The following is a 6,482-nucleotide window of genomic DNA, read 5'->3' on the forward strand; positions in this document are numbered from 1 at the left end:
CCAATACAAGACCATTCTATGGATTGATCATGTTCAATGTCCTGTCAATACGAATTGGGCTTATAATTATATGGCGCTGCCCGCTCTGATCTGGCGGCTCAAAAGCGGCTCCATTGAGGCCTTCCTAATCGGATAGGGCATGAATATTCCCCAGCTTGGAGCGGCGAACCGCAGTCCGGCTCCAAGGTCAACGACGGTGCCTTTAATCTTCATGTCGCGGCGTTCTGCGTGGTCCGCTCCCCACCCCTGAACCGAAAAAAAAGGGGCCGCCTTTCGGCAGCCCCTTTCTCTGATCCGGTAGCGGAAGAACTTAGTCCTTCAGGAAGTCGGGCACATGGCCCTGGTCTTCCGGACCTTCGCTGCGCTCGCGGCGCGGACCGCGGTCGCCGCCATCACGGCGCGGACCACGGTCACGACCGCCGCCGCCGCGTGGACCGCGATCGCCACGGTCGCCGCCGTCACGGCGCGGACCGCGGTCACCGCGCGGTTCGCGCGGCGGGCGGGTGTCTTCGAGCTCTTCGCCGGTTTCCTGGTTCACGACGCGCATCGACAGGCGAACCTTGCCGCGCTGGTCGATCTCGAGGACCTTGACCTTGACTTCCTGGCCTTCGGACAGGACGTCGGCGACCTTCTCGACGCGCTCGTTGGCGATTTCGCTGACGTGGACGAGACCGTCCTTGCCGCCCATGAAGTTCACGAACGCACCGAAATCGACGAGGTTGACGACCTTGCCGTCATAGATCTTGCCGACTTCGGCTTCCTCGACGATGCCGCTGATCCACTTGCGCGCCGCCTCGATCTGGTCGAGGTCGCTCGACGAGATCTTGATCAGGCCTTCATCGTCGATGTCGACCTTGGCGCCGGTGGTCGCGACGATCTCGCGGATCACCTTGCCGCCGGTACCGATAACGTCGCGGATCTTCGACTTGTCGATCTGCATCGTTTCGATACGCGGCGCGTGCGCCGACAGTTCGCTGCGGGTTTCGCCGAGCGCCTTGTTCATTTCACCGAGGATGTGCGCGCGGCCTTCCTTGGCCTGATTGAGCGCGGCTTCGAAGATCTCGCGCGTGATGCCCGCGATCTTGATGTCCATCTGCATCGTGGTGATGCCTTCGGACGTGCCCGCCACCTTGAAGTCCATGTCGCCGAGGTGATCTTCGTCGCCGAGGATGTCCGACAGGATCGCATAATCCTTGCCCTCAAGGATCAGGCCCATCGCGATACCCGAGACGGGACGCTTGATCGGCACGCCGGCGTCCATCATCGCGAGGCTGCCGCCGCAAACCGACGCCATCGACGACGAGCCGTTCGACTCGGTGATGTCGCTGGTGAGGCGGATCGTGTACGGGAATTCGTCCTTCGTCGGCAGCACGGGGTGCAGCGCACGCCATGCCAGCTTGCCGTGACCGACTTCGCGGCGGCCCGGCGCGCCGAAGCGGCCGACTTCACCGACCGAATAGGGCGGGAAGTTATAGTGCAGCATGAAGTTCTGGTACGACAGGCCGTTGAGGCCGTCGATCATCTGCTCCGCATCCTTGGTGCCAAGGGTACAGGTCGCGATCGTCTGCGTCTCGCCGCGGGTGAACAGCGCCGAGCCGTGCGCGCGCGGCAGGAAGTGCGTTTCGGCGACGATCGGACGGATCTGCGTCGTCGTGCGGCCGTCGATGCGCTTGCCGTCCTTGAGGATGGCGCCGCGGACGATCTCGGCTTCCAGCTTCTTGGTCAGCTTGATGCCGGCCATGACGTCCTGCGGGCTGAGGCCGTCGGCAGCGAATTGCTCCTTCGCCTTCGCGCGCGCTTCGTTCAAAGCGTTCGAGCGGGCCGACTTGTCGGTCAGCTTGTAGGCGGCGGCGATATCCTTGCCGATCAGCTTCTTGAGCTTGTCCTTGATCGCGGCATTGTCGTCGCCGGCGGCGACTTCCCACGGATCCTTGGCGGCCTGTTCGGCGAGCTTGACGATCGCCTTGACGACCTCCTTGCACGCGTCGTGCGCGAACAGGACGGCGCCGAGCATGACCTCTTCCGACAGCTCGTTGGCTTCGGATTCGACCATCATCACGGCGTCGTAGGTCGCCGCGACGACGAGGTCGAGGTCGCCTTCGGCAACCTGCGCGTCGGTCGGGTTCAGGATATATTCGCCGTCGATATAGCCGACGCGCGCCGCGCCGATCGGGCCCATGAAGGGCACGCCCGAAATGGTGAGCGCAGCCGACGCCGCGACCATCGCGAGGATGTCGGGCTCGTTGTGGCCGTCATAGCTCAGGACCTGAGCGATAGCGTTGATTTCGTTGTAGAAACCTTCGGGGAACAGCGGGCGGATCGGACGGTCGATCAGGCGGCTGACGAGCGTTTCCTTCTCGGTCGCGCCGCGTTCGCGCTTGAAGAAACCGCCCGGGATGCGGCCGGCGGCCGAATATTTTTCCTGATAATGGACGGTGAGCGGGAAGAAGTCCTGCCCGTCCTTCACCGACTTCGCGGCGGTCACGGCGCACAGGACGACCGTTTCGCCCAGCGTCGCCATCACGGCGCCGTCGGCCTGGCGGGCAACCTTGCCCGTTTCGAGCGTCAGCGTTTCACCGCCCCACTCGATCGATACTTTTTTCACGTCAAACATGTGGTTTCCTTCGCCCGCCGGGCCCTATGCCGGGCGGGGCCTCTGATTCCGGGCAATCCGGCCCGGGGCGGTGTAGGGCGTCTGTCTGCCCTTATGGCGGTCCCGCCGGATGCGGGAGCGGCCCTGTGGCCCGGCACTTTGCGCGGAGCCAATATGACAGCGGCCCCGGAAATCCGGGGCCGCCAGAAATTCTTATTTGCGGAGACCCAGCTTCGCAATCAGCGCCGAGTAGCGGGCCTCGTCCTTCTTCTTCAGATAGTCGAGGAGGCTGCGGCGCTTGTTGACCATCATCAGAAGGCCGCGGCGGCTGTGGTTGTCCTTGTGGTGCGCCTTGAAATGCGCGGTCAGCGTGTTGATGCGGTCGGTCAGGATCGCGACCTGCACTTCCGGCGAACCGGTATCGCCCTTTGCGCGGGCATTGTCGTTGATGACTTCGGTCTTGCGCTCGGCGGTAATCGACATAATCTTTTTTCCTCGAACATCATGGTTAGAGATTGAAGCCGCGGACGACTTTCAGCGTTCCCGCCAAAGCCTCGATCAGGGCGACGGGACGCTTGTCGCTGTCCCTTCCCCAATAGAGCCCGTCATCCGTGCTACCCCCGGTCCAGACGCGACCCTGACGGATCGCCCCTGCCGCTTCCGGGGAAAGGTTCAGAGCCGGGATGTCGACCAGCCCTGCCTCGAGCGGCAGAAATATTTCTGATTGGGCGGCCCCTTGGCCGAATGCATTCAATTTGTCCAGCGAAATCGCCTGTGACAGGTCGAACGGCCCCGCCTTCGTACGGCGGAGCATCGTGACGTGCCCGACGCTGCCGACGGCGTACGCGATATCGCGGGCGAGGCTGCGAATATAGGTGCCTTTCGAGACATGCGCGGTGAGAGTGATTTCCTGAAGCCTCTCCCCTCCCTCGTCACCCCGGACTTGATCCGGGGTCCCGCTCAGCGACGTTGAAAAGCGGGACCCCGGATCAAGTCCGGGGTGACGAAGGGAATAAATGGTGACGCTGCGCGCCTTCATCTCCACCGCTTCGCCCTTGCGTGCGCGGTCATAGGCGCGCTCGCCATCGATCTTGATCGCCGAATAGGCCGGCGGCACCTGCTCGATCGGGCCGGTAAAGCGCGCAAGCACCGCCTCGATTTCGGCCCGCGTCGGCCGCTCGTCGCTCGTCGCAACGATCTCGCCCTCGGCGTCGAGACCGGCGGTCTCGGTCCCGAAGGCAATCGTAAACTCGTATATCTTGCTCGCGTCGAGCATCCGCCCGCAGAGCTTGGTCGCCTCGCCGAGCGCGATCGGCAGCACCCCCGTCGCCAGCGGGTCGAGCGTGCCGCCATGCCCGACCTTGACCTTGCCCAGCCCCGCTTCGCGGCACACACGCTTGACCGCGCCGACCGCCTGCGTCGAGCCCAGCCCCAAAGGTTTGTCGAGGATGATCCAGCCGTTCATCCCGCGCCGCTAGGGCGCAGGCCGGAGGCTGTCAATTTTGCGCGGCCTTTCCGGCTTCGCGCGCCGCCTTGCGCTCCGCCTTGGACGGCGGCGCAGCCGAACTCACAAAGGAGGTCAGCTGGCAGCGTTCGCCGCGCACGATGATCGACGAAAACTTGTCGAGCCGCCCGGCGCCGCGCGTTTCGACGCCGATGGCCTGCGCGAAATCGGCGTCGCGGCAGATGCCCGCAAAGCCGCCATAATACCAGTCGCCGCGGCGGTCCTGAATCCAGATGCCGCGGTCGCGGTCGGCCTGCCAGTTGCGAATCGAGCTGTCGCTGGGGAACACGATGCTCGATTCGACGCCGAGCGCGCGCGGTTCTGCCGCGGGCCCGGTGGCCGCCGCTGCAGAAAGGGGAAGCAGCATGGCGGCCAGGGAGAGTGCGAGATTCTTCATGGCGAGTCGTTTAGCGAGAGCAGGCTGAACCGGGGCTGACCCTATGCCCGACCCGTCCATTCGTCGGCGAGCAGCGACCAGAGACCGGTGTCGCGCACATAGCCGGTCCAGGTGATGCGCTCCGAGCGAAGTACGCCGTCCTTGGCGCCGCCGAGCTTGGCGACCGCGGCCTGGCTCCGCTTGTTGCGCTCATCGATGCGGAATTCGATGCGGCGGATGCCGACCGCAAAGGCGTGGTCGAGCATCAGCTTCTTGACCCGGCCGTTGAAGCCAGTGCCGCGCGCGGCGGGGTGGATGAAGCTGTTGCCGATCTCGACCGTCTGCGCCGACCAGTCAGGGCGCAGCCAGGCGGTCATGCCGACGAGCGCGTCGCCGTCCATGATAGCATAGGGCATACGCCCTATGCCGCCGATCAACGCGTCAAAGCTCTTGTCGAAATGATCGGGGTCAAAACTCGACGAATAGATCGGCCAGATCTCGGCATCGGCGGCGCAGACGGCGCGCAGCGCCTCACGATGCGCTTCCACCAGTTTGACGAGCCGCAAATCGCCGTCAGCGAGATCGACATACAGACGATCGCGCATCACTGGACGCCCGCGGTCGCGAGCAGGATGCCGAGCCCGACGGCGGCGCCGTGCAGGCTCTTCGTCTTTTCGACGTCGATCCATTCGTCGAGCGCGTGCGCGCGCCCGCCCTCGCCGCCCGATCCGATCGTCACCGCGGGTATGCCGAGGCTCATCGCCAGGTTGGAATCGGTCGAGGAGAAGGAGGATTTCGGATCGAGCCCGCTGGCACGGATGATCGCGTTGGCGTTCTGCACGATCGGCTGCGTCGCGGCGGTCTCGCCCGCCGGGCGATCGCCGATCATCTTGATATCGGCGGTGACCGGTCCTTCCTTGACCGATCGCGTGGCATTTTCGCCCTCGACGCTCTTCCTGACGATCGCAAGAAACGCCTGCTCGACCTTGGCGAGTTCCGCCGGACTTTCCGAGCGCATGTCGAATTCCATGAACACCTCGTTCGGGATCGAATTGACCGAGGTGCCGCCGCCCGTGACGCTGGCGGCATAAGTGGTCTTCGGCTTTGCGGGAACCGGAATCCGGTAGAAATCGACGACCGTCTGGCTCATCGCCGCCATCGGGTTGACGAGGCCGAACGCGCCAAAGCTGTGCCCGCCCGGCCCCTTCCAGGTGATACGATAGCGTTTCGACCCGACGCCGCCGGTGACGATGCGCGAAGGATCGGTTCCGTCCATCGAGAAAAAGGCCTTTACCCGGTCCTTGTACTTGCCCTTGGTGAGGAGATAGCGGACGCCGCGCAGGTCGCCCGGACCTTCCTCGCCCACGTTACCGACGAAGATGATGTCCTGCTTCACCTTGATCCCGCTCTCCTTCATCGCGCGGACATAGGCGAGCAGCACGGCAAGGCTGCGCGTATCGTCGCCGATGCCGGGGGCATGGAGGCGCGTGCCTTCGCGGCGGACCTTGACCGGCGTACCTTCGGGAAAGACGGTGTCGAGGTGCGCGGCGATCATGACCGCCGGACCGCCGGCGGGACCGGTGCCGCGATAGACGCCCATCGCATTGCCCTCTTCGTCGATCTCGACATCCTCGAGCCCCGCTTCCGTCAGCATGTCGCGATAGGCAGCCGCCCGCACCGCTTCCTTGAACGGCGGCGCCGGAATTTCGGTCAGCTTGACGATTTCTTCGACCAGACGGTCATGATCGCGATCGAGGACAGCGACCGCGGCCTGATACCCCTTGGTCTTCAGCACCGCCTCGGGCTTCGACGACGGCGCCGCTTGTGCAGGAACGACCGACAGCAGGGCTGCAGCCAAAGTCAGCAAGACCGTGTTACGCATGGAATTCCTTTCGCAAAAAAACCGGGGAGGCATATTCGGGATCAGGCCGGAATTGGCAACGAGGCGGCTTCGCGCCGCTTTTCCATGAAATGCCGCCGGCACATGGCGACATAGCGGTCGTTCCCGC

At 64.3% G+C, this 6,482-nt stretch carries 6 protein-coding genes; all 6 read right to left on the minus strand.

The genetic code is table 11. The annotated features are described in order from the left end of the window. Window positions 1–310 precede the first annotated feature (310 nt). The gene (pnp, locus tag VGD20_RS13470; RefSeq protein WP_331134944.1) at window positions 311–2,614 is read right to left on the minus strand and encodes a polyribonucleotide nucleotidyltransferase; all 2,304 of its coding nucleotides are present in this window, start codon (window positions 2,612–2,614) and stop codon (window positions 311–313) included. Between the two features lie 192 nt (window positions 2,615–2,806). Then, window positions 2,807–3,076 carry a 30S ribosomal protein S15 gene (gene rpsO / locus VGD20_RS13475; RefSeq protein ID WP_166943549.1) on the minus strand — a complete coding sequence of 90 codons (270 nt, stop codon included), beginning with the start codon at window positions 3,074–3,076 and terminating at the stop codon, window positions 2,807–2,809. A gap of 25 nt (window positions 3,077–3,101) precedes the next feature. Continuing rightward, the gene (gene truB, locus VGD20_RS13480; RefSeq protein WP_331134945.1) at window positions 3,102–4,058 is read right to left on the minus strand and encodes a tRNA pseudouridine(55) synthase TruB; all 957 of its coding nucleotides are present in this window, start codon (window positions 4,056–4,058) and stop codon (window positions 3,102–3,104) included. Between the two features lie 31 nt (window positions 4,059–4,089). Beyond that, the gene (locus VGD20_RS13485) at window positions 4,090–4,494 is read right to left on the minus strand and encodes a DUF6491 family protein (protein ID WP_331134946.1); all 405 of its coding nucleotides are present in this window, start codon (window positions 4,492–4,494) and stop codon (window positions 4,090–4,092) included. A 41-nt stretch (window positions 4,495–4,535) separates the two neighbouring features. Further along, window positions 4,536–5,078 carry a GNAT family protein gene (locus tag VGD20_RS13490; RefSeq protein WP_331134947.1) on the minus strand — a complete coding sequence of 181 codons (543 nt, stop codon included), beginning with the start codon at window positions 5,076–5,078 and terminating at the stop codon, window positions 4,536–4,538. Further along, the gene (locus VGD20_RS13495; protein ID WP_331134948.1) at window positions 5,078–6,355 is read right to left on the minus strand and encodes a M20/M25/M40 family metallo-hydrolase; all 1,278 of its coding nucleotides are present in this window, start codon (window positions 6,353–6,355) and stop codon (window positions 5,078–5,080) included. Before VGD20_RS13495 ends, VGD20_RS13490 begins: the two co-directional genes overlap by 1 nt. Between the last annotated feature and the right edge of the window lie 127 nt (window positions 6,356–6,482).

It is taken from the genome of Sphingopyxis sp., assembly GCF_036402335.1.
Classification (GTDB): Bacteria; Pseudomonadota; Alphaproteobacteria; order Sphingomonadales; family Sphingomonadaceae; genus Sphingopyxis.